This window comes from Desulfovibrio sp. SGI.133, from assembly GCF_050313955.1.
GTDB lineage: Bacteria > Desulfobacterota > Desulfovibrionia > Desulfovibrionales > Desulfovibrionaceae > Desulfovibrio.
Genome location: NZ_JBNPMK010000002.1, coordinates 101,102 through 122,126 on the forward strand (window position 1 = coordinate 101,102; position 21,025 = coordinate 122,126).

The window sequence follows — 21,025 nt, forward strand, 5'->3', positions numbered from 1 at the left end:
GCCATGCAAAGACATGTTCTTTCCGTGCTGGTGGAGAACGAGCCCGGTGTGCTCAGCCGCGTGGCCGGCCTGTTCAGCGGCCGCGGCTTCAATATCGATTCGCTCAATGTGGCGCCTACCCTGGAAGAGGGCGTTTCGCACATGACCATCACCACCTACGGTGACAGCCAGATCCTGGAGCAGATCATGAAACAGCTCCACAAGATCGTGACCGTCATCAAAGTGATGGATTTTGCCGACATGCCCGCCATCGAACGCGAGATGATGTTCGTCAAGGTGCAGGCCGAAGGCCCCGCCCGCAGCGAGATCCTGCGTACCGTGGAGATCTTCCGCTGCAAGGTGGTGGACGTCAGCTCCAGCGAGATGACCATTGAGGCCACCGGCGACCACGACAAGCTGGACGCCATCCTGAGCCTGCTGCACCGCTTCGGCATCAAGGAAGTGGCCCGCACCGGTTCCGTGGCCATGCGCCGCTCCAAAAAGTGTGAATAGCATCCCCGGCGGCGGGGCCGCGGACGGTCCCCCACCGGAAGATGACGGCAAATTTGCCTGAGGGATGCCGTGACGCTTGACATTTGCGCCACGGCATCCCAAATAGAAGTTTCCCCCTCGGGAATACCGAGTATTTTTCCATTGAAAAGGACAAGAGCCATGAAAGTTTACTATGATCAGGATGCCGATCTTTCCGTCTTGAAAAACAAGACTGTGGCCATCATCGGTTACGGCAGCCAGGGCCATGCCCATGCCCAGAACCTGCGCGACTCCGGCGTGAAGGTCGTCGTGGGCCAGCGCCCCGGCGGTGCCAACTACGAGCTGGCCAAGCAGCACGGCTTTACCCCCGTGTCCGCTGCCGAAGCTGCCGCTCAGGGCGACCTGATCATGATCCTGCTGCCTGACGAAGTGCAGGCCGCCGTGTACGAAAAGGACATCAAGCCCAACCTGACTCCCGGCAAGGCTCTGCTGTTCGCCCACGGCTTCAACATCCACTTCAACCAGATCGTGCCTCCCAAGGACGTGGACGTGTTCCTGATCGCCCCCAAGGGTCCCGGCCATCTGGTGCGCCGTACCTTCACCGAAGGCGGCGGCGTGCCCTGCCTGGTGGGCATCCAGCAGGACGCCACCGGTGAAGCCCTGAAGGTGGCCCTGGCCTACGCCAAGGGCATCGGCGGCACCCGCTCCGGCGTTATCGAGACCAGCTTCCGTGAAGAGACCGAAACCGACCTCTTCGGCGAACAGGCCGTGCTGTGCGGCGGTATCTCCGCCCTCATCAAGGCCGGTTTCGAAACCCTGGTGGAAGCCGGTTACCAGCCCGAAATGGCTTACTTCGAGTGCATGCACGAAATGAAGCTGATCGTTGACCTGATGTACGAAGGCGGCCTGTCCCGCATGCGTTACTCCATCAGCAACACGGCTGAATACGGCGACTATGTGACCGGCCCCCGCCTGATCACCGACGCCGTGAAGAAGGAAATGAAGGCCGTGCTGAAGGACATCCAGAGCGGCAAGTTCGCCCGTGACTTCATCCTCGAAGCCCGCGCCAACTATCCCATGTTCATGGCCACCCGCCGCAACGAAGCCAACCACCAGCTGGAGCAGGTGGGCAAGGAACTGCGCGGCATGATGACCTGGCTGAAGAAGGACAAGAAGGACTAGTTCCGCTGTCCGTCATGACGCTCACAAAGGGGGACTTCGGTCCCCCTTTTTTGTTTCGGAGGCCGGGGCGTTGAAAAGAAGCCCTGTGATGTGGCCGTGCAGGCAGCGACCAGCCTCCGGGACTTCTCGCGGCAAGACAGCGGGGAGGACAGGCTCTGCCCCTGTTCCGTGATGGAGCGGCCTCGTCCGGCCGATGACCAGTGCATCCCGGCACGATGAGACAAAGGGAGGAAACCTGTGGCACCGGATACGGCATTTTATGATCAGCGCGCGGCCAGCTACGCTGCGGCATCCCATGATATGGACCTGCGGCCCCTGTATGCCCGTTTTCTGCCGCATGTGTGCCCCGGCGGGCTCATTCTCGATGCCGGTTGCGGCTCGGGGCGGGACGCGCTGGCTTTCCGGCAGGCGGGCTTCCGGGTGGAGGCCTTCGATGCTTCGCCGCAGATGGCCCGGCAGGCAGCGCTCCTGCTGGGGCAGGAGGTGCCCGTGCTCTGCTTCGAAGACGTGGCGTGGCAGGAGCGTTTCGACGGTATCTGGGCCTGCGCCAGCCTGCTGCATGTGGCCCCGGCGGATCTGCCCGATGCCTTGCGACGTCTGCAGCGTGCCCTGCGCCCCGGCGGCGTGATGTTTTTCAATTTCAAGTACGGCCAAGGTTTGCGCCACAGTCCGGACGGACGCCGTTTCACGGATATGGATGAGGCCGGTGTCCGGGCCTTGCTGGATGCGCTGCCGGAGCTTTCTTGCCTGGATATGCGGACAGGGGAGGACGACCGTGCGGCGGAGCTGCGGGAACGTTGGATCCAGGTCCTTGTCCGGCGCATCCCCTCTTCTGATTGAGGCGACCTGCTCAGCAGGCTGACTGGAGGGGAGCGATGTGTCCATTCCTATTGACTTCCCCGACAGCTGCTCCCTGTGACTCGAGACAGAAAAAATACCCGCTTCGGCGGGTGTTTTCCGTTTAGGGCAGGGGGTGGCATCTTTGTCTTATTGCTGTCCGTCGTAACGGCTACAGCCCGTCATTGTCTGGCCTATCCCCATCCTGATGCTTTGTGCCTATCTCTGAGCGCCCCAGGCCGCTGCAAAACAAAAAAGTCCATCCGCAAGGCAGATGGACATACCGGCGTTTGGGGAGAGGAAGGGGGGCGAGGGGAGAGGCCCTTTTTTGCCGCAAGATGCGACCGGATGGCGGCCGCAAGGCCGTGCCCGTTACGACGCAGGAAGTTACGGGCATCGACAGCAGAGATGCGACCGGATGGCGGCCGCAAGGCCGTGCCCGTTACGACGCAGGAAGTTACGGGCATCGACAGCAGAGATGCGACCGGATGGCGGCCGCAAGGCCGTGCCCGTACTCATAGGAAGCTACGCCCGTCGACAGCAGAGCGAAAGGGGATCTCCTCTCGATCTAAAAAGCAACTGCGGCTTACACCGCCCAGCAGGTCACGCTGTGGTCGCCTTCGCAGCGGGCCACAGGTACGCTCTCGAAGCAGCGCGGCAGGGCTTCGTCACAGCGCGGGGCAAAGGGGCAGCCTTCGGGCATGTTGTCCAGGCGGGGGACGCTGCCGGTGATGGCGGGCAGGCGCTTCATGCCCATGGCCGCACGCCCCGGTGCGGAACGCATGAGCCCGCGCGTATACGGATGCAGGGGATTACGGAACAGCTCGGCCGTGGGAGCGTGTTCCACCAGATGCCCGGCGTACATGACGCCCACATTATCGGCGATGCGGGCCACCACGCCCAAATCGTGGGTGATGAAGAGCACGGCCATGCCGCGCTTGCGGCTCTGCTCCGTGATGAGGCTGAGGATCTGCCCCTGGATGGTGGCGTCGAGGGCCGTGGTGGGCTCGTCCGCCAGCAGCAGGTCGGGCTTGCAGGCCAGGGCCATGGCGATCATCACGCGCTGGCGCATGCCGCCGGAAAGCTGGTGGGGATAATCGTCGTACCGGCTCTCTGCTGCCGGGATGCCCACCTCGGAGAACAGGCGGATGATCTCCTGCCGCGCATCGCTGCGGGACATGCCCAGGTGCAGGCGCAGGGGCTCCGCGGTCTGCATGCCCACTTTCAGCACCGGATTGAGCGAAGTCATGGGTTCCTGGAAGATCATGGCGATATGACGGCCCCGCAGGGCGCGCATCTCTTCGGGGGGCATGGTGCGCAGATCGCGTCCGCGGAACAGGATCCGGCCGCTGATATGGGCATTTTCGGGCAGCAGATGCAGGATGGCGCGGGCCGTGAGGCTTTTGCCGCAACCGGATTCGCCCACCAGGCAGGTGATGCCCGCCGGGGGCAGGCTGAGGCTGACGGCGTGGACGGCGGGCAGGATGCCGTCGTCCGTGCTGAAACTGACGGAAAGCTGTTCCAGAGTGAGGGTATCGTCCAGGTTCATGGGCGGAGTGTTCCCCGGCTGTTGGGTTGGGCGGCCGGTCCCCCACAGGGCCCCGGCACGGCGGGTTTGAAAAAGGGAAGGAGTCTTTCCTTGCGGAAACGGCTCCTTCCCCCGGATGTCGTCAAGGTGACGGCGGATCAGCGTCTGACGCGCGCCTCGCGGTACTGGATATAGGCCTCGCGCACGGCGATGTACGGGTCCACGGCGATGCCGCTCAGGCTCTCGTAGGTGGGCAGCAGGTCGTCCAGGGCATTGAAGCGCAGGTAGAGTTCGGAAGCCGTGGCCAGCTCCCAGGGATGGACGAAAAAGAAGACATCGGTGGCGCAGTCGCCCACAAAGCCGATGCTTTCACGCACGGAGCTGGGGCCCAGGAAGGGCCAGACGATGTAGAAACCGTGCCCGATGCCCCAGCGGCCCAGGGTTTGGCCGAAATCCTCACCACCGGGATCGATGTCCACCAGGATCTTCTTGGTGCTGGCCACATCCGCAAAGCCGCCCAGGCCCACGGTGGTGTTCATGCAGAAGCGCCCGAATTCCACAAAGGCTTCCTTGACGCGGAACTGCAGCAGGCTGTTGATCATGCGCTTGGGCATGAGGATGTTGGCATAGAAGTTTTTGACACCGCCCCGGATGGGCTGGGGGACGATGGTCTCGTAGAAGTTGTAGACCGGCTTGGCGACATGCAGGAAGAAGATGTCGTTGAAGGCGAACCAGAAGCGGTTCCAGGGCTCCAGCGGGTCGGCGATGCTGGTCAGGGGCTCGCTGTCGTAATCATCCAGGGAATCCCCGTCAGCCAGCTGTTCATGGGCATAGGGATGCACGGAGATGGCCCCGGCCGGCATGGTGGGGCTGCTGCTGTCGTACAGGCTCGACGGCGCGTGTTCCGTGGCCGGAGCGGCCGGAGCGGCACCGGCGGGCACGGCGCACAGGAGCGTCAGCAGCAGGAGCGGGACAAGGATATGGGGACGCATGCTGTCTCCGTTTGGCGGCTATTTGCCGACCGGCTGCTTGCGCACTTCGTCGGCCTTGGCCTTGACGCGGGCGATGAGCTCGTCAGGGGTGCCGCTGGTCAGGATGTCCTGGAACTGGGTGCGGTAGTTTTTGACCAGGCTCAGGTTCTCCACGATGATGTCATAGACGCGCCAGCTGTTGTCCTTGGCCATCATGCGATAGGCCACGGGCACACGGGTACCGTCCTTCATGGTGATCTCGGTACGGACTTCCACACGGGTCTTGGCGGCATTGGCGATCTCGCCGGTATAGGCCACCTGCTCGCCGTTATAGCCGTCCACCTTGTTCAGATACGTGGTCAGCAGCAGGTCGGCAAAGGCATTGCTGAAGCTCTTTTTCTGGGCGGCGGAAAATTCCTTCCAGCGGGGGCCCACCGTACGGGACGAGAATTCGCCGAAATCGAAGATATGGTAGACCTCGTCCTCGATCTGGCGGCGCAGGGGCGGCCGGGTGGCGGGGTTCACATAGTCGGGGTTTTTGATGCAGTCCAGCACACGGCTGATGGAGACCTCCAGGGCTTTGCGGGCCGGAGAAGCTTCGGCCGCGTCGGCGGCGGGGGCAAAGCCGGGCAGGGACAGGCAGAGGGTGAGGGCAGCGCCGGCCAGCAGGCCGAGCACCGTGCGACGGTTGTTCATATTACACACCTCCCAGGGCGTATTTGCTGATAAGGGATTCGATGTCCACGGCGGATTCCGTTTCTTCCAGGGTGTCCCCGGAAGCCAGGATGTCTTCGGAGCCGCCGGCAGTCAGGTTGACGTACTTGTCACCGATAAGGCCGCTGGTCTTGACCGAGGCGATGGTATCGGCGGGCAGCTGCAGGTCTTTGTCCAGGATCAGGACCACGCGGGCCTGACGCCGGGAAAGGTCGTCATCCAGCTTGATGGAGGCCACACGGCCCACGGGCACACCGGCCATCTCCACGTCGGCGCCCACGCGCAGACCGGAAACGGAGTTGAAGTTGGCCACAAGCTCAAAGCCCTTGCTGTCGAAGACCTCCATCTTGCCGAGCTTGATGGTCAGGTAGGCCACGCAGACAAGGCCCAGCAGGACGAAGATGCCGACAGCGGTCTGGCGGAAAGAATTCATGGCAATTTCCTTGTGCGGCAATGCCGCGCTATGGTTATACGCCCGGCAGGGGCAATCTTCAAGGTGCGTCCGCAACGATATACGGCAACATTCGTTGGCGGCTCGCCGGGTATCAGACGATGGATGTGGCGGCACGGCCCTGCAGCGCAGCACAGGGCAGAGGGCCGCCGGCCCCGCCTAGGTCCTGAACCATTTGTCCAGGGCGGCGCTCACGCGCGGGTCGGCAGGGGCGTCGGCCAGGCTTTCCTCGTCGCCGCCTTCACGGCGCAGGAACTGGAGCAGGTACGGGTCCCGGCTGGCCTCCAGCTCCGGCAACGTACCGGAAAAGATGGCCCGGCCCTCGCGCAGCACCAGCACATGGTCGGCGATGCAGCGCAGGCTGGCCAGGTCGTGGCTGACCACCACGATGGTCATTTCCGGGTACTGGCGGTGCATGGCCTGCAACAGGGCATCCATGCGCGCTGCCGTGATGGGGTCCAGGCCGGAGGTCGGCTCGTCACACAGCAGGATGCGCGGCTCGGCGATAAGGGCCCGGGCAAGGCCCGCCCGCTTGCGCATGCCGCCCGAAAGCTGGTTGGGGAAATAGTCGGCAAAGTCTTCCAGCCCCACCATGCGCAGGACGCGCAGCCCGGCTTCGCGCAGGACGTCCTTGGGCAGGCGCAGATGCTCGCTGAGAGGCAGACAGACGTTCTGCACCAGGGTCAGGGCGCCCAGCAGGGCACCGTCCTGGAAAAGCACGCCCATGCGGCGGCGGATGCGCCGGGCTTCGGCATGGGGCAGGCTGAACAGGTCTTGGCCGCCGATGCGCAGGTTGCCGCTGATGGGGCGGGAAAGGCCGATGATGTGACGCAGCAGGGTGGACTTGCCGCAGCCGGAGCCCCCCAGGATGACGGAGACCTTGCCGCCGGGCAGGGTGGCGTTGATGTCATGCAGCACGGCGTGGTCGCCGTAGCCTACGGAAAGGGAAGAAAAAGAGATGTCCCAGGCGTTCATGGTCACCTACAGCAGGAAGGAGGTCAGCACATAGTCGGCCACCAGGATGAGCACGCAGGAGATGACCACGGCCGAGGTGGTGGCGTTGCCCACGGCTTCGGGGCCCACACTGTCACGCCGCATGTGGGTGGTGTAGCCCTGATGGCAGCAGACCGTGGCCACCAGCAGGCCGAAGACCAGGGATTTGATGAAGCCCCCGGCCACGTCGTTCATGGTCACGGAGCTGGCGATACGGTACAGGTAGGCGCCTTCGTTGATGTGCAGCATGAGCACGCCGGTGAGGTAGCCGCCGATGATGCCGATGACGTCGAAGATGGCCGTGAGCAGGGGGAAGGCCAGCAGCGAGGCCACCAGCCGGGGGCTGACCAGATAGGCCATGGAATTGATGTCCATGACGTCCAGGGCGTCGATCTGGTCGGAGATGCGCATGACGCCGATCTCGGCCGCCATGGAGGAACCGGCGCGCCCGGCCAGCATGATGGCCGTGAGCACGGGGCCCAGTTCGCGGATGAGGCTCAGCGAGACGGCCGAGCCCAGCATGCCCACGGAACCGAACTGGACAAGGGTATAGTAGCCCTGCAGGCCCAGCACCATGCCGCAGAAGATGCCGATGAGCAGGATGACGAACAGGGATTTGTAGCCGATGACGTACAGCTGCTGGATGGTGCGGGGAACGATGCGGGGACTGGAGAAGATATGGCGCAGGCCGTCGAGCATGAAAAGGGTCACGGCGCCCAGACTGTCCAGCATGCGCAGCACAGCGGCGCCCAGCCGGTTGCAGAACGTCAGGATGCTGCTCATAAAGGGTAACACGCCTCACTAGCGGGGGCGGGGTTTACCGCCTACCCGTTTTTTGGATTTTTGCAGGGGAGAGCCGAGCCGCATGCGTTGCAGCTCTTCTTTGAGGTTGGCGGCATCCAGATCCGTGCCGCGCATGTGGACCATGACCAGGGTCAGCTTGCCGCTTTTCTGGCCGCGTGTGCGCAGCCCCTGGCCTTCCAGGCGCTGGCGCAGGCGGTCGGCATCATCCACATTGCGGAAGGCCGCCACCTGGAACACGAAATCATACAGGGGCGCGCCGTTCGTCGCCGCCTGGGGCTTGGCCGGTGCCGTCGTTTTTTCGGAAGCGGGCTGGGCTGCGCCCTTGGGGGCATTGCCCCAGGCCGCCAGTCCGTTGCCCGAGGGCTTGTTGAAAGGATGCGAGCTTTTGGCGGCAGGAGCCGCAGCCGGTGCGGCGGATGCGTTGGGTGCGGCAGCGGGGGCCGCGACGGCATCCCCGTCAGGAGCGGCAGGGGCGCCGCCCACGGGCTGCTGGCTCAGGTCGGCCAGTTTGTCGCGCAGGCTCGCATCTTCGGAACCGGCCATGGCCTTGTCCATCTCGGCCAGAGTTTCCCTGTCGGGACGGCCGATGCCGGTCAGTTCCCGCATCTCTTCGCCGGGGTTCTGACCGTGGCCCACCATATAGCCCATGAAGAAGGCCCAGCCTATGCAGGCCAGCATGACGATGCAGACGGCCCCCGCGGCCAGGGGCGGCAGCGTGAAGCTGAAACCGCCCTTGGGCACAGCGGGAGCGATACGCTGGCGGATCTTTCGCAAAGGCTGGGCCATAGGATCTACATGGCCTCGGGAGCGCTGACGCCCAGCAGGTCAAGGCCGTTGCGCAGCACCTGGCTCACGGCGCGCAGCAGGGCCAGACGCGAGAGGGTGCGGGCCGTATCGTCGGCCAGCAGCACCTGATGCTTGGCGTAGTAGCTGTGCAGCATGCCGGCCAGATCCATCAGATAGTGGCTGACGTGATGCACGGCCAGGGCCTGGGCAGCGGTGGCCACCATGTCCTCGAAACCGGCCATCTTGCGCAGCAGGGCCATGTCTTCGGGGGTGTCCAGGGCCGCCAGCAGTTCGTCCGTGGCGGCGGCGGGCAGGGTGATGCCGCGTTCCTCGGCACGACGCAGCACGGCGCAGATGCGGGCGTGGGCGTACTGCACATAGTACACCGGGTTGTCCAGGCTGCGCTGCTTGGCCAGTTCCAGGTCGAAGTCCAGGCTGGTGTCGCTCTTGCGCGAAAGGAACATGAAGCGGGCGGCGTCGGCGCCCACTTCCTTGACCACGTCGGCCAGGGTCTCGAAGGTACCGGCACGGGTGGACATGCTCACGGGCTTGCCGCCCTGGAGCAGGTTCACCAGCTGGATGAGCACCACGTCGAAGCTTTCGCGGGGCTTGCCCATGGCGGTGATGGCGGCGCGCATACGGGGCACATAACCGTGGTGGTCGGCGCCCCAGATGTCGATAAGCCAGTCATAGCCGCGCTGGAACTTGTTGTGGTGGTAGGCGATGTCCGAGGCGAAATAGGTCAGGCTGCCGTCGGACTTGCGCAGCACGCGGTCCTTGTCGTCGCCCAGGGCCTGGGTGGCGAACCAGAAGGCGCCGTCCTTGTCGAAGGTGTGCCCGGCTTCGGTCAGAGCGTCGAAGGCGGCCTTGACGGCACCGCTTTCCACCAGGGTCTTTTCCGAGAACCAGTGCTGGTGTTCCACGCGGAAGTCGGCCAGGTCGGCCTTGATACCGTCCAGGATCTCGTTCATGGCGCGTTCGTAGCAGCGGTCCTGACCGGCCTGGTCTTCCATGTCGGGCAGGCTGGGATCTTCGGCCAGCATCTCGCGGGCGATGTCGATGATGTAGCTGCCGCGGTAGTAGTCTTCAGGCCATTCCACGGGACGACCGGCCAGTTCCTTCACGCGCAGCCACACGGAAAGGCCCAGAATGCGCATCTGGCGACCGGCGTCGTTGATGTAGTACTCGGTCTCCACGTCGAAGCCGGCCTTGCGCAGCAGGCGGGCCAGGCTGTCGCCCACGGCGGCGCCGCGGCCATGACCCACATGCAGGGGGCCGGTGGGGTTGGCGGAAACGTATTCCACCAGGGTCTTGCGGCCCTGGCCCACGCTGCTCTGGCCGTAGGCGGCACCGGCGGCTTCCACTTCACACACGGTCTTGCGCCAGAAGTGCTGGCTGAAGGTCACGTTGCAGAAACCGGGGCCGGCCACTTCCACCTTTTCGATGTCGGCGCAGCGCTGGGGCAGCTTTTCCACGAAGATCTGGGCCAGTTCGCGGGGATTCTTGTGGGCCTCACGGGCCAGCAGCATGGCGATGTTGGCAGCCAGGTCGCCGTGTTTGGGGTCGCGGGGCGGTTCAATGACCGCTTTGGCGGGCCAGTTGAGGCCCATCTCTTCCACAATGCCCATGAGGGCAGAGCGCAAAACGTCAGTAGCGCGCATGTATTTTATCTCCTGAGGCGGGGCTCGCGCCTACGCCGAAAAATTTTCCACGCTTTCGAGGCTGTTGACCAGTTCCACCCGCAGTTCCTGGCGGGCGGCCTCGTCCAGATGATTGAGGCAGGCGGGCACCATCTTGCCCAGCACGGCCTTGGGCCCCACTTCGACCCAGCGGCGCACGCCGTCGGCGTACTGGTTGCGCACGGTCTCGATCCAGAGCACGGACGAGGTCATCTGCTTGAGCAGGCTTTCCTTGGCGCTTTCACCATCGGTGACGGCGCGGCCGTGCAGGTTGCAGTAGACCGGGAATTGCGGCTTGCGCCACACGGCCTTGCGCAGCAGGGGCTCCAGCTCGCGGGAGGCCTTTTCCATCATGGGGCTGTGGAAGGCGCCGCTCACCTTGAGCTCGATGGCGCGGCCGCGGTGTTCCTTGGCCTTCTGGCAGGCCAGAGCCACGGCATCGCGATGCCCGCTGACCACGAACTGGGCCGGGGTGTTGTAATTGGCCACGATGAGCAGGGCGTCGGCTTCCACGGCGGCCTCGCGGGCCAGGGTCTCCACGTCTTCCTGCTTCATCTTGAGGATGGCGGCCATGCTGCCGGTGCCGTCGGGATCGGCCTCGGCCATGAGGCGGCCGCGCAGGGACACGATCTGCAGCACGGTCTCGGGATCCAGCACCTCGGCGGCGGCCAGGGCGCTGAATTCGCCCAGGCTGTGACCGGCGGCGGCACAGGGGCGCACCTTGCCCGCCAGCTCGCGCCAGAGGTTGATGTTGACCACGGTCAGCGCGGGCTGCAGGGCGCGGGTGTCGCTCATGGCGGCATCATCGCCTTCCCAGTAGATCTCGCGCAGCGGCAGGCCGCTGATGGCTTCGGCGCGCTTCCAGAGCGTCATGGCTTCGGGACGGGCTTCGGCCAGCTCCCGGCCCATGCCCGCTTCCTGCGAGCCCTGGCCGGGAAAAAGCAATGCACACGATGTCATTTTCATAGCTCCAAAAATGGATTGGCAAGCGGTATAAAGTTGTCTTTTTTACGACAGAGCGCCAGAGCTTGCAAGTCCCGCCGCCAGAGGCTACACAAGGCCCATGAAGCCCAACGCGAAACACGACGAAATCTCCCTGTCCGCCCTGGCGCGATGCGCCCGGGAGGCGGGCGTGACGGTGCCCGAGGCGGCCCTGCCCGGGCTGGCGGAATATCTGCAGCTGCTCTGCCGCTGGAACAAGGCCATGAACCTGGTGGGCGCGCATCACTGGCGCGACGCCATGCAGCGCCTGGTGGCCGACAGCTTCCATCTGGCGACCTTCCTCGACGGTCTGCCCCTGCCCGAAGATCCCCTGTGCTGGGATCTGGGCTCCGGTGCGGGCCTGCCTGCCATCCCTCTGCGTATGGCCTGGCAGCGCGGCACCTGCTGGCTGGTGGAGGCCCGGGAAAAACGGGCGCTCTTCCTTTCTACGGTGCTGGCCCGCGTGCCCCTGCCGGGGACCCATGTTTTCCGGGGCAGGGTGGAGCACTTTTTCCCCAAGCAGGCCCGCAAGGCCGATTGCATCACCAGCCGGGCCTTCATGCCCTGGCCGCAGCTGCTGGAACTGGTGGCCCCGCATCTGGCCGACGACGGCATCGTGGTGATCCTGGCCCGCGAGGAGCCGCCCGCCGCCGGGGACATCGACGGCTGGGAGCTGGTGGGCTCCTTCGCCTACACGGCCGACAACGTGCACCGCTGGTTCTGGGCCCTGCGCCGGAGAGCCGAAGGATAGTTATTTTGAGGGGAGGGGGCTGCCCACGCAAGAGGGCCCGGGCTCTTCTCCTTTTTCCGCACGTTTCTTCGTATCCCCGGGATGCGTCCCTTCTTCTGCCTGAAAACTCTCTTGCCACAAAGGAGAGCACGCATGACGGACAAACCGGTCTCCGTCTATTTTACCGCTGAAAACCGCACCTTCTGGCTGCACGGCCTGTTCTGGGGCCTGGTGACCCTGGGCCTGGCCTTTGCCCTGCGCATGCTGGAATGGCCCTGCTGGCAGAACCCGGAATACCGTCTGGGCTCGGAATGGCTGCTGGCCACGCACGATGCCTACCACTGGGTGGCCGGTGCCGAAGGTTTCGGCCATGCGGTGGGGCACCCCATGGCCGTCATGCTGCGCGGCATGGCCGATCTGCTGGGGACCTATCCCGCAGCGGTGGCGTTCTGGTTCCCGGCGCTGCTCTCCTGCTTCGTGGCCGTCATCGTCTACGCCTGGGTCTGGGCCCTGGGCAGTATGGAAGCCGGTGTGGCGGCGGGCCTGCTGACCAGTCTCGCACCGGGCTTTCTGGCCCGCACGCTGCTGGGCTACTATGACACGGACCTGGTGACCCTGTTCTTCCCCCTGCTCATGACCCTGGCGCCTGCCTGCTGGGCCATGCGCTACATGCTCCTGCCCCAGCTGATCCTGAAAAAGCTCATCGTGGGTTCCGGCCTGGCCGCGGCCAAGCGCCTTTGGGGCAGCTCGCTGGCCGAGCAGGACCTGCGCCTGGGCAACCCCCTGCGCTGGCAGTGGGTGGTGCTGCTGGGCGTTTCCGGCGTCATCTCCTGGTGGACGCAGGAATGGCACTCGGTCTTCCCCTATCTGACCCGCTATAATGTCTGCCTGCTGGCCTTCATGAGTCTGGTCATGGCGCCGCGCGGCCGCCGCAATCTCCTGCTGCTGGGCTCGCTGGCCTATGCTCTGCCCACGCTGGGCGGCCCCCTGTTCTTCGGTTTCAGCGCCCTGCTCATGACCGCGGGCTGGACGCGCGCCCGTCAGATGTACCGCCTGCGCCAGTGGCTGTGCCGCCCCTGGGTGCTCATCCTCCTTTGGCTGGGGGTGGGCTTCCTCTTCCTGTCGGGCGAGCTGTTGCAGACCATCACCCACCAGCTTTCCTTGTATATGAAGAAGGCCGAGGTCTCGGGCGGCAGCGGGGCGCTGGCCCTCATCTATCCGCCTGCGGGACAGGCCCTTACCGAAGTGCAGGACCTTGGCCTGCTGGCCGTGCTGGCCTATTTCCATCCTTGGCATGAGGCCGCGGCCCTGGGCCTGCTGGGCTTCGTGTGGGTGATCTTCCGCCGTCCCGGCGCGCTCTTCCTGCTGCCGCTGGCGGCGCTGGGCCTGCTCAGCACCAAGATGGGCGGCCGCATGGTCATGTTCGGCGCGCCCATCGTGGCCGTGGGCCTGACCCTGCCCCTGTACTGGATGCTCCAGCGTCTGCTGCGCAAGCTGCGCCCCAACGTGACGGGTATCCTGACCTCCGCGCTGCTGCTGGCGCTGCTGGTGGCCCCCTTCGTGAACATCATCCCGGCCATGTCGCAGGGCCCCATGATCAACCGCCGCCATGCCGAGATGCTCAGCCGGGCCCAGACCGTGGTGCCCAAGGATGCCACGCTCTGGCTGTGGTGGGACTGGGGCTACGCGGCCCATCATTTTGCCCACCGCCTCACCATCGCGGACGGTGCCCGCAATGCCGGAGCTCCGCTCTATCTTTCGGCGGCGGTGCTGGGTACGGACAATCCCCGTTTCGCCCGTCAGCTCATCCGCTATACCAGCCAGTTCGCCAAGGGGCGCGACCCCTTCGACGAGGAGGTGGCCAGCGAGGTCTTTGCCGGACTGGATGCCCAGCAGGCCCAGGACCTCATGGACAAGCTGCGTTCGCCGGAAACGGCGCTGGTGGAAGGCGAAGGGCGGCAGTTCGTGACGGTCAGCTTCGAGATGCTGCGCCTCGGTTTCTGGATCAGCAATTTCGGCAACTGGGATTTCGTGACACGGCAGGGAGAGGGCGCGGCCCTGTCCATCCTGCCGCAGGCCGTGGCCTACAATCTGGACAAGGGGGAGGTCCTGCTGGACGACAGCGCCACGCCCATCCGTCCTGCCTCCATCAGCGTGTTCGAGGAGACGGGCGTCACCCGCCGGGACTATATCCAGCAGTGGTTCGACAGCCATCCGCGGGCCACGGCGGCCCAGCGGCAGGAATTCCTTTCCGGACGCCGCAACGTGCACTTCTTCTTCAACCGCATCACGGACGAGAAGCTGGCCATGGATGCCAACCTTTACAATTCGCTCATGGTGCGCCTGCTGGTGGGCAATCCGCAGGACCCGGCCATCTCGCCCTATTTCAAGCTGGTTTATGACAACGTGTTCTGCCGTATCTACGAAGTGCTGTAGGGAAGGGCGGACGTTGAGGGATTCTTGAGGAGAGGAGCAAACCCTCTCCTCAAATTTCTTGTCCGCAGGCCGTATCAATGATGGTAGGGCACCTTGCGGATGATGCACTCCGCGCGGTAGAGCTGTTCCAGCAGGAGCACGCGGGCCAGCTCGTGGGGGAAGGTCATGCTGCTGAGGCTGACGAGCTTCCAGGCGCGCCGGCGCACGGCCTCGTCCAGACCGTAGGCGCCGCCGATGATGAAGCAGGCGCGGCCCATGGCGTTGTTGTCGATCTTTTGCAGCAGCTGGGCCAGCTGGGGCGAGGTCATGGTGATGCCGCGTTCGTCCAGTACCAGGGGCACGTCCTGCGGGCCCAGGGCCTCCAGCAGGCGACGGCCTTCCAGCTCGTTGCGCTGGGCCTGGGGCAGGGCGGGGTCCCCGTCCCGGACTTCCACACATTCCAGACGCCGCCAGCGGTTGATGCGCTGGCTGTAGTGGGCGGCGGCGTCTTTCCAGAACGGTACTTTCAGTTTGCCCACACTGAGCAGGCGCAAGGGTTTCCCTGTCATGATTCCTCGATCGTTGTGTCAGATATCCACGGCGGAAGACGCCGCCCGCAGACTGCGTGATGGCGGCGTGCTGGCCTTTCCCACAGAGACGTTCTACGGCCTGGGCTGCTGTGCCGACCAGGCCGTGGCCGTGGCGCGAGTGTATCAGGCCAAGCGCAGGCCCGTCCATATGCCTCTGCCCCTGCTGGCGGGCAGCCTTGATCTGCTGTGCCCCTATGTGACGCTGGAGCAGGCCCCCGAAGCGCTGCTGACGGCCTTTTGGCCCGGCCCGCTGACCGTGGTGCTGACCGCCCGGCTGACGCCGCTGGAAGGGCGTCGGCCCCTGGCCCCGCAGCTGGTGAACCCCAGAGGCAAGGCTGCCGTGCGCCTGACGCCCCATCCGCTGGCGGCGCGGCTTTCCTGCCTGGCAGGGGCTCCCCTTACGGCCAGCAGCGCCAACATCAGCGGCCAGGCGGCCGCCCGTGTGCCTGAGGAACTGGACGAACGCCTGCTGGCGGCCCTGACCGGGCCCGACGACGGCGTGGTGGTCAGCGGCCCGGCCCCGGCAGGCGGCGTGCCGTCCACCATCGTGGAGCCGCTGGCCGGTACGGACCTGCGCGTGCTGCGCCTGGGGGCCGTCAGCCTGGAGGCTTTGAAGGCCGCGGGCTTCACGCCGCACCTGGCCTGAGCCCGTTCCGTCGCCAAGGACGGAAGGCGCATCTTGGGGGGCGTCGAAATTCCTGCCGAACATGGAGCTTGCGGCCAACATGCTGCTGGCGTACCATGCGCCACTGGAGGCACCCATGCAGAAAGAACTCACCTGTCCCGCTTGCGGTCACAGCGTCATTCAGTATCTGAATCCCGCACCCACCACGGATGTGGTCATCTATGATCCCGAACGGGGCGTGGTGGTCATCGAACGTGTCAACGAGCCGCACGGCTTTGCCCTGCCGGGAGGCTTCGTGGACGACGGCGAGCAGGTGGAGCATGCCGCCGTGCGCGAAATGCGTGAGGAGACCGGCCTCGATGTGGAGCTGCTGGGCGTGCTGGGCGTGTATTCGCGCCCGGATCGTGACCCGCGCCGCCATACCATGAGCGTGGTCTTCGTGGGGCGTCCGCGTGATGCGGCGGCCCTGAGAGCCGGGGACGATGCGGCCCGGGCGGCCTTCTATCCTCTGGACAGGCTGCCGCAGCCCATTTGTTTCGACCATGCCCGCATCCTGGCGGACTTCGGCCGCTGGCTGGCGGGAGAACGTACGCTGGCGCCGGTGGAACCGGCAGGGGAGGATGACTGATGGGCTATCGTAACCTTCAGGAATGTGTGGCCGATCTGGAAAAGGTCGGACAGCTGCGCCGTATCGACGTCCCCGTGGACCCCAATCTGGAGCTGGCGCACATCCAGCGCCGGGCCTTCCGCTCCAAGTCCCCGGCCCTGCTGTTCACGCGGGTCAAGGGCTGCTCCTTCCCCATGCTGGCCAACCTTTTCGGCACCACGGAGCGCCTGCACTACATTTTTCGCGACAGCCTCGCCGGGGTGGAAGCCGTGCTGGCCGCCAAGGCCGATCCGGCCGCTGCCCTGAAGCATCCCCTGCGCAGCCTGCGGGCCCTGCCCGCCCTGCCGCACATGCTGCCCCGCCGCACCTCCAAGGCCCCCGTGCTGGAGAACCGTTGCGCCCTGTCGGCCCTGCCCCGTCTGGTGGGCTGGCCCATGGACGGCGGGCCCTTCATCACCCTGCCGCTGGTCTACAGCGAGGATCCCGCACGCCCCGGCCCGGATGCCTCCAATCTGGGCATGTACCGCGTGCAGCTGGCGGGCAATGACTACGCCGCCGACGAGGTGGGCCTGCATTACCAGATCCATCGCGGCATCGGCGTGCACCATGCCGAGGCCCTCAAGCGCGGCCAGAGCCTGCCGGTGAACATCTTTGTGGGCGGCCCGCCGGCCTTCACCGTGGCAGCGGTCATGCCCTTGCCCGAAGGCCTGTCGGAACTGCGCTTCGCGGGCCTGCTGGGGGGCTGCCGTGCGGCCATGCATTACAGCCGCCGTCTGCCCCTGCCGGTGCTGGCCGAGGCGGATTTCTGCATCAGCGGCCACATCCTGCCGCACCTCAAGCCAGAAGGTCCCTTTGGCGACCATGTGGGCTACTACAGCCTGAAGCATGATTTCCCCGTCCTGCAGGTGGAGGCCGTGCATCATCGCACCGGCGCCATCTGGCCCTATACGGCCGTGGGGCGCCCGCCGCAGGAAGACACGGTCTTCGGCGACTTCATCCACGAGCTCACCGGAGCGCTGGTGCCGCAGGTCTTCCAGGGCGTGCGCGAGGTCCACGCCGTGGACGCCGCCGGGGTGCACCCCCTGCTGCTGGCCCTGGGCAGCGAGCGCTATACGCCGTACGAGGCGCAGCGCCGCCCGCGCGAACTGCTGACCGCCGCCCTGCACATGCTGGGCACCACGCAGACGGCCCTGGCCAAATATGTGCTGGTGGCCGCGCATGAGGATGCGCCGGGACTGCGGGCGCGGGACGTGGTGGCCTTTTTCCGGCATCTGCTGGAACGCACCGATTTCGAGCGCGACCTGCATTTCATCACCCGCTCTACCACGGATACGCTGGACTACACCGGCTTTGCCCTCAACGAGGGCTCCAAGCTCATCTGGGCCTCGGCGGGAGAAAAGCGCCGGGAACTGGCGCTGGAAGTGCACGACCTGCCGTCGCTGCCCGAAGGCTTCGGCGACGCCCGCTGTGCCGGGCCGGGCATCCTGGTGCTGCGCGGTCCCCGTCATGAGCTGGGCCGCAACGAGACCGACCCGCGCATGGAAGAGCTGGCCGCCTGCCTGGCCCACTGGCCGCAGCGCGATGCCTTCCCGCTGGTGGTCGTGGCGGACGATGCCGCCTTCTGCGCCGCGGACTTCGACAATTTCCTCTGGGTGGCCTTCAGCCGTTCCGATCCCGCTGCCGACGTCTACGGCACCGGGGCCGTGGTCCGCGCGCGGCACTGGTCCTGCGAAGGGCCGCTGCTGCTGGATGCCCGCATCAAGCCCTTCCATGCGCCCGCTCTGGAGGAAGACCCCGCCGTTCAACGCCGTGTGGATGCCCTGGCCGCGCCGGGCGGCCCGCTGCACGGCCTTATCGAATAAGGATCGTCTATGAAGATCGCCCTCTTGCAATGCAATACCGTCACCGGTGACGTGGCCGGCAATGCCGAGCGCATCCTTGCCGCCGTGCGTGAGGCCGCCGCCCAGGGCGCCGACCTGTGCGTCACTCCCGAGCTGGCCCTGTGCGGCGTGGCCCCGGGCAGCTATCTGCGCGCCGAGGACTTCGCCGAGGGCTGCAAGGCCGGGTTGCAGATGCTGGCCGATGCCCTGCAGGACGGGCCGCCCCTGCTGGTGGGCGCGCCGGTGGCCAGCGTGTATGCCTCGGGCCTGCTCTCCAACGCGGCCATCCTGGTGCAGAAAGGGCGCTGGTCGGTGGTCTCGCGCAAGGTCTACCAGACCTACGGGCAGGACAGCGAGGCCCGCTTCTTCGACCGGGGCGTCTCCTGCGGTATCCTGGCCCTGGACGGCTGGCGCCTTGGCGTGGTGCTGTGCCAGGAATCGGCCACCGAGGACGGCGCCTTCTGGAAGACCCAGTACGCCAGCGGCCACAACCCGCTCATGGAGCTGGTGCAGCGCGGTGTGGACGCCATCGTCCACATGGCGGCGGTACCGTTCAGCAAGGGGGTGCAGCGCCTGAGCGAGCAGATGCTCTCGCATGTGGCGGCGCGGCATCATGTGCATCTTTTTTCCGTCAACATGGTGGGCGGCAACGACAGCCGCGTCTACAACGGCCAGAGCCTGGCCTTCGATCCCACGGGGCAGATCCTGGCCCGCGGCAAGGCCTTTGCCGAGGACGTGCTGCTGGTGGACACCGCGGGCAGCGGCGGCATCGTGCATCCGCGTCCCGCCTGCCTGCCCGAAGCCATCTGGGACGCCCTGACCCTGGGCGTGCGGGACTTCGTCCGCAAATGCGGTCTGGAAAAGGCCATCGTGGCCCTTTCCGGCGGCATGGATTCGGCCCTGGTGCTCTGTGTGGCTGCCGAGGCCCTGGGCGCGGACAACGTGACGGCCGTGCTCATGCCGTCGCCCTACAGCAGCGAAGGTTCGGTGACCGACTCTCTGGAGCTGGCCAAAAATCTGGGGGTGCGGACCCTGACCCTGCCCATCGAGCCGGTCATGGAGAGTTTTTCCGCGGCGCTGGCGCCGGGGCTCGACTTGTTCGAGACCTTCCCCGGTGACACCACCTTCGAGAACCTGCAGGCCCGCATCCGGGGCATCATGGTGTCCTCGCTGGCCAACCGGGCACGGGCGCTGGTGCTCAACACGGGCAACAAGAGCGAGTGCGCCGTGGGCTACAGCACCCTGTACGGCGATACCGTGGGCGCGCTGGGCGTCATCGCCGACCTGACCAAGACCGAGGTCTACACCCTGGCAGGCTGGTACAACCATCACCGTCAGGCCACCATCATCCCGCAGGCCATTTTCGACAAGGCTCCTTCGGCCGAGCTGCGGCCCGGGCAGAAGGATTCGGATTCCCTGCCGCCCTACGACGTGCTGGACCCGGTGCTGGAGAGCCTGATCTTTGCCGGGCAAACGGCGGCCCAGCCCCAGGAGGCCGACGAGGGCCTGCGCAAGGAAGTGCGCCGCAAGCTGTTCGCCGCGGAATTCAAGCGCCGTCAGGAGCCGTTGGGCCTGCACATCAGCCGCATGCCCTTCGGCACGGGCTGGCAGGTGCCGGTGGCCGGACGCTACCGTATGCCGTAGTGTCCGGGCGTTGTGACTTAACGAAGGGGACGCGCCGCAAGGCGCACGATATTTGATACCAAGGGAAGGCGGCTGCGGGAACGAGCATGGCCGCCGGAGCGCTCGCAGGAGCGCAGACAGACATCATTCGCATCTGGAGGAGAGACCATGCCTGAAGCACCAGAGAAAAACCTGGCTCTTGACATCGTTCGCATCACGGAAGCCGCCGCGCTTTCTTCGGCCCGCTGGCTGGGCCGCGGCAACAAGGAGGCCGGTGACGGCGCCGCGGTGGACGCCATGCGCAACAGTTTTTCCACCCTGCATGTGGACGGCATCGTGGTCATCGGTGAAGGCGAAAAAGACCACGCCCCCATGCTGTACAACGGTGAAAAGGTCGGCATGGGCGACGGCCCGCAGCTGGACGTGGCCGTGGACCCCGTGGAAGGCACCAGCCTGCTGGCTTACGGCCGTCCCAATGCCATCTCCACGGTGGCCGTGGCGCCGCGCGGCAGCATGTTCAACCCCGGCCCCAGCTACTACATGCAGAAGCTGGTGGTGGCCCGCGAGGCCCGCGATGTGATCGATCTGGATGCCCCGGTGGACGTCAACCTGCACAACGTGGCCCGCGCCCTGGGCAAGAACGTGCAGGACCTGGTGGTCTTCGTGCTGGACAAGCCCCGTCACAAGAAGCTCATCGAAGACATCCGCAGCACGGGCGCCCGCATCCAGCTGCATACCGACGGTGACGTGGCCGGCGCCCTGATGGCCGTTGATCCGCGTTCCGAAGTCGACGTCATGATGGGCACCGGCGGCACCCCCGAAGGCGTGCTGGCGGCCTGCGCCATCAAGGGGATGGGCGGTCAGATCCTGGCCCGTCTGGATCCCCAGTCCTATGTGGAGAAGGAAGCCATCAACGAGGCCGGCATCGACATCCGCGAAGTGCTGACCGTGCACGACCTGGTGCGCAGCGATGATTGCTTCTTTGCCGCCACGGGTATCTCCGGCGGCGATTTCCTGCGTGGCGTGCGCTACAGCGCCCGCCATGCGGTGACCCATTCCCTGGTGCTGCGCGGCAAGACCGGGACCCTGCGCTATGTGGAATCCTACCACAATATGGACAGGCTCTCCAAGATCAGCGCCGTGCAGTACTAAGCGAGG

General features: G+C 65.7%; 20 protein-coding genes. 10 read left to right on the plus strand and 10 right to left on the minus strand.

Annotated elements, in window-relative coordinates:
* Nucleotides 1-3: 3 nt before the first annotated feature.
* The 3 genes from ilvN to ACQRBR_RS03245 all read left to right on the plus strand — a co-directional run bounded on the left by ilvN (nucleotide 4) and on the right by ACQRBR_RS03245 (nucleotide 2,493).
* The gene (ilvN, locus tag ACQRBR_RS03235; RefSeq protein WP_006006283.1) at nucleotides 4-492 is read left to right on the plus strand and encodes an acetolactate synthase small subunit; all 489 of its coding nucleotides are present in this window, start codon (nucleotides 4-6) and stop codon (nucleotides 490-492) included.
* 159 nt (nucleotides 493-651) lie between these two features.
* Nucleotides 652-1,653, plus strand: a complete 1,002-nt coding sequence (ilvC, locus tag ACQRBR_RS03240) for a ketol-acid reductoisomerase (protein WP_006006284.1) — start codon at nucleotides 652-654, stop codon at nucleotides 1,651-1,653.
* Nucleotides 1,654-1,890: 237 nt separating this feature from the next.
* Nucleotides 1,891-2,493, plus strand: coding sequence for a class I SAM-dependent methyltransferase (locus ACQRBR_RS03245; protein WP_427812307.1), 603 nt, complete (start codon nucleotides 1,891-1,893; stop codon nucleotides 2,491-2,493).
* 583 nt (nucleotides 2,494-3,076) lie between these two features.
* Here ACQRBR_RS03245 and ACQRBR_RS03250 read toward each other — a convergent pair.
* The 9 genes from ACQRBR_RS03250 to ACQRBR_RS03290 all read right to left on the minus strand — a co-directional run bounded on the left by ACQRBR_RS03250 (nucleotide 3,077) and on the right by ACQRBR_RS03290 (nucleotide 11,382).
* A complete protein-coding gene (locus ACQRBR_RS03250; protein ID WP_427812308.1) occupies nucleotides 3,077-4,039 on the minus strand; it encodes an ABC transporter ATP-binding protein in 963 nt (320 codons plus the stop codon).
* Nucleotides 4,040-4,176: 137 nt separating this feature from the next.
* The gene (locus ACQRBR_RS03255; RefSeq protein ID WP_321030937.1) at nucleotides 4,177-5,010 is read right to left on the minus strand and encodes a VacJ family lipoprotein; all 834 of its coding nucleotides are present in this window, start codon (nucleotides 5,008-5,010) and stop codon (nucleotides 4,177-4,179) included.
* Nucleotides 5,011-5,028: 18 nt separating this feature from the next.
* A complete protein-coding gene (locus ACQRBR_RS03260) occupies nucleotides 5,029-5,685 on the minus strand; it encodes an ABC transporter substrate-binding protein (protein ID WP_006006298.1) in 657 nt (218 codons plus the stop codon).
* A 1-nt stretch (nucleotide 5,686) separates the two neighbouring features.
* The gene (gene mlaD, locus ACQRBR_RS03265) at nucleotides 5,687-6,136 is read right to left on the minus strand and encodes an outer membrane lipid asymmetry maintenance protein MlaD (protein ID WP_006006299.1); all 450 of its coding nucleotides are present in this window, start codon (nucleotides 6,134-6,136) and stop codon (nucleotides 5,687-5,689) included.
* A 177-nt stretch (nucleotides 6,137-6,313) separates the two neighbouring features.
* Nucleotides 6,314-7,129, minus strand: coding sequence for an ABC transporter ATP-binding protein (locus ACQRBR_RS03270; RefSeq protein WP_168934473.1), 816 nt, complete (start codon nucleotides 7,127-7,129; stop codon nucleotides 6,314-6,316).
* A gap of 6 nt (nucleotides 7,130-7,135) precedes the next feature.
* The gene (locus ACQRBR_RS03275) at nucleotides 7,136-7,930 is read right to left on the minus strand and encodes an MlaE family ABC transporter permease (protein ID WP_303878175.1); all 795 of its coding nucleotides are present in this window, start codon (nucleotides 7,928-7,930) and stop codon (nucleotides 7,136-7,138) included.
* Nucleotides 7,931-7,948: 18 nt separating this feature from the next.
* A complete protein-coding gene (locus tag ACQRBR_RS03280) occupies nucleotides 7,949-8,737 on the minus strand; it encodes an SPOR domain-containing protein (protein ID WP_427812309.1) in 789 nt (262 codons plus the stop codon).
* A gap of 5 nt (nucleotides 8,738-8,742) precedes the next feature.
* Nucleotides 8,743-10,398, minus strand: coding sequence for an arginine--tRNA ligase (argS, locus tag ACQRBR_RS03285; protein WP_204625156.1), 1,656 nt, complete (start codon nucleotides 10,396-10,398; stop codon nucleotides 8,743-8,745).
* 30 nt (nucleotides 10,399-10,428) lie between these two features.
* Nucleotides 10,429-11,382, minus strand: coding sequence for an ACP S-malonyltransferase (locus ACQRBR_RS03290; protein ID WP_427812310.1), 954 nt, complete (start codon nucleotides 11,380-11,382; stop codon nucleotides 10,429-10,431).
* A gap of 97 nt (nucleotides 11,383-11,479) precedes the next feature.
* Between ACQRBR_RS03290 and ACQRBR_RS03295 the strand changes: the two genes are divergently transcribed.
* On the plus strand, nucleotides 11,480-12,148 hold the full coding sequence (locus ACQRBR_RS03295; RefSeq protein ID WP_303899593.1) for a 16S rRNA (guanine(527)-N(7))-methyltransferase RsmG: 669 nt from the start codon (nucleotides 11,480-11,482) through the stop codon (nucleotides 12,146-12,148).
* Nucleotides 12,149-12,280: 132 nt separating this feature from the next.
* Complete coding sequence (locus ACQRBR_RS03300; protein ID WP_427812311.1) at nucleotides 12,281-14,563, plus strand: STT3 domain-containing protein; 2,283 nt, start codon at nucleotides 12,281-12,283, stop codon at nucleotides 14,561-14,563.
* Between the two features lie 74 nt (nucleotides 14,564-14,637).
* On the opposite strand, the gene ACQRBR_RS03305 is transcribed toward ACQRBR_RS03300, so the two are convergent.
* A complete protein-coding gene (locus ACQRBR_RS03305; protein ID WP_204674929.1) occupies nucleotides 14,638-15,111 on the minus strand; it encodes a 23S rRNA (pseudouridine(1915)-N(3))-methyltransferase RlmH in 474 nt (157 codons plus the stop codon).
* On the opposite strand from ACQRBR_RS03305, the gene ACQRBR_RS03310 reads away from it, so the two are divergent.
* The 5 genes from ACQRBR_RS03310 to glpX all read left to right on the plus strand — a co-directional run bounded on the left by ACQRBR_RS03310 (nucleotide 15,110) and on the right by glpX (nucleotide 21,019).
* Nucleotides 15,110-15,778 (plus strand): L-threonylcarbamoyladenylate synthase, encoded by a 669-nt coding sequence (locus tag ACQRBR_RS03310; RefSeq protein ID WP_427812312.1) that lies wholly within the window; start codon nucleotides 15,110-15,112, stop codon nucleotides 15,776-15,778. The two genes, ACQRBR_RS03305 and ACQRBR_RS03310, sit on opposite strands and share 2 nt — an antisense overlap.
* A 115-nt stretch (nucleotides 15,779-15,893) precedes the next feature.
* Nucleotides 15,894-16,385 carry an NUDIX domain-containing protein gene (locus ACQRBR_RS03315; protein WP_204674933.1) on the plus strand — a complete coding sequence of 164 codons (492 nt, stop codon included), beginning with the start codon at nucleotides 15,894-15,896 and terminating at the stop codon, nucleotides 16,383-16,385.
* The gene (locus ACQRBR_RS03320; RefSeq protein WP_321031649.1) at nucleotides 16,385-18,226 is read left to right on the plus strand and encodes a UbiD family decarboxylase; all 1,842 of its coding nucleotides are present in this window, start codon (nucleotides 16,385-16,387) and stop codon (nucleotides 18,224-18,226) included. Before ACQRBR_RS03315 ends, ACQRBR_RS03320 begins: the two co-directional genes overlap by 1 nt.
* 9 nt (nucleotides 18,227-18,235) lie before the next feature.
* Nucleotides 18,236-19,888 carry an NAD+ synthase gene (locus ACQRBR_RS03325; protein WP_168934463.1) on the plus strand — a complete coding sequence of 551 codons (1,653 nt, stop codon included), beginning with the start codon at nucleotides 18,236-18,238 and terminating at the stop codon, nucleotides 19,886-19,888.
* A 147-nt stretch (nucleotides 19,889-20,035) separates the two neighbouring features.
* Nucleotides 20,036-21,019 carry a class II fructose-bisphosphatase gene (gene glpX / locus ACQRBR_RS03330; protein ID WP_006006325.1) on the plus strand — a complete coding sequence of 328 codons (984 nt, stop codon included), beginning with the start codon at nucleotides 20,036-20,038 and terminating at the stop codon, nucleotides 21,017-21,019.
* Nucleotides 21,020-21,025 lie beyond the last annotated feature (6 nt).